The sequence below is a fragment of the Neisseria sp. HMSC068C04 genome, from assembly GCF_001810105.1.
In the GTDB taxonomy this organism is placed as follows: Bacteria; Pseudomonadota; Gammaproteobacteria; order Burkholderiales; family Neisseriaceae; genus Neisseria; species Neisseria flavescens_B.
The window spans coordinates 1-1,205 of the sequence record NZ_KV799974.1 but is presented as its reverse complement, the minus strand read 5'-3'; the positions used below and the strand labels follow the sequence as shown (position 1 = coordinate 1,205).

At 46.0% G+C, this 1,205-nt stretch carries 1 protein-coding gene; it reads right to left on the bottom strand.

What is annotated here, in order from left to right:
* Nucleotides 1-204 precede the first annotated feature (204 nt).
* Nucleotides 205-1,205, bottom strand: a 1,001-nt coding sequence (locus HMPREF2700_RS07840) for a collagen-flanked surface repeat-containing protein (protein ID WP_210389881.1), incomplete at its 5' end; no start/stop codon positions are given.

Below are 1,205 nucleotides of genomic sequence, written 5' to 3'. Positions count from 1 at the left end.
GGTGCTCATGAGAAATCCCCTAAATGTCTTGGTGTGAATTTAGGGGATTTGGGGGAATTTTGCAAAGGTCTCAGCATTCTTATTGTTCTTTCTTATAGGAACCCAACAAATCCAATTCAAGATATAAAAAATGCGGCCTAAATAGGCCGCATTTACTTTGCTTCGTCTTTTCAGACGGCCTTTTCAGGCCGTCTGAAAGTCAGATTACCATTGGTAACCAACTGCTGCGGTAGCACCGAAGTGACCACGTGAGTTGCCGGAAGCAGTACCTTTGATGATCCAGTTACCACCATCGGAGATGCTAGAGAAGCCGACAGCGTAACCGGTTTCACCGCGGTAGTGACCGCCACCGATAGCCAGCATGCTCTTACCTGGCAAGTAAGCTTGTGGCAGACCGGCAGTAGCCAGAGCTTGAGCCACACCTGCGCGGGCGTTGTTGTCAACCTTGTTCACATTGCTGTTCACATCGCCGAATTTTTGGTTCAGCTGGTCAACGTTAACCGCATCAGTACCTTTCTTACCTGGAGCAACATTTTGGATAGTAGTGTTGCCGGCATCGATACCACCTTGGTTGATGGTTACAGGACCTGCTTTCAGTTCGTTAGTAGTAACACTGTTAACGGTCAGATCAGGGTTCATGCTGACTTTCAGCGCATCGCCGTCTTTCTTAACGAAGATGTTTTGAACTTCTTTCTCTGAAGTCTTACCGGTTGCTTTGTCGAATACTTGAACTTTAGTACCCGCATCACCTTTAATCTGAATAGTGTTATTCAGTGGTTTGGTGATTTCTTTGTTTTCCTCATCACGCAAACCGAAGGTGCCATCAGCATCTTTACCATCTTTACCGTCTTTACCATCTTTCACGGTTGCAGTAGTAGTAGAGATGACTTTACCGTCTTTATCGAAGTTGTTGATAGTGATGGTAGAAGTACCTCTAGCTTCATCACGCTCAACTTTACCTTCAGCAGACTTACCGTTTTCACCGGTATCACCTTTAGCACCAGTTGCACCAGTATCACCTTTAGCACCGTCTTTAACAGTAGTAGTAGTAGTGTTACCGTTACCGTCTTTGATGGTTACAGTGTGAGTGCCGTCACCGTTGTCTTTAACTTCAGCCTCAGCATTCTTACCGTCTGCACCAGTAGCACCGGTTGCACCATCTTTAACGACAGTAGTAGTAGTGTTACCGTTACCGTCTTTGATGG